The sequence below is a fragment of the Pantoea sp. B9002 genome (genome assembly GCF_013385945.1).
Classification (GTDB): domain Bacteria; phylum Pseudomonadota; class Gammaproteobacteria; order Enterobacterales; family Enterobacteriaceae; genus Pantoea.
Map to the genome: position 1 here is coordinate 1 of NZ_JACAPA010000180.1, position 339 is coordinate 339.

Here is a 339-nt window from a genome sequence, read left to right on the forward strand (position 1 = left end):
TATGAATTCGTCGCATTCGCACACACGGCATAATGCGCGCCGTGAAGCATGACTTTGATTGAGCAAGGCGGTCGCCGTGTTGAAGAAAACACTGTTCCAGTTGCATTGGCTGTTCGGCATCAGTGCCGGGCTGGTGCTGGCGTTCATGGGCATCACCGGGGCCACGGTGTCCTTCCAGGACGAACTGCTGCGTCTGCTCAATCCTTCGGTACTGCAAGTCGAAGCACCCAACCATGAAGCCCTGCCGCCCGCCGAACTGGTACGCAAGCTCGAAGCGCAGGAAGGCCAGACCGTCGCGATGCTGTGGGTGGAACCCCACGGCGACAGCGCCGGCCGGGT

1 protein-coding gene is annotated in these 339 nt (G+C 60.8%); it reads left to right on the forward strand.

What is annotated here, in order from left to right; all coding sequences use genetic code 11:
* Positions 1–76 precede the first annotated feature (76 nt).
* Positions 77–339 (forward strand): PepSY-associated TM helix domain-containing protein (locus tag HX773_RS25740; RefSeq protein WP_176973841.1); only part of this gene is annotated, 263 nt, incomplete at its 3' end.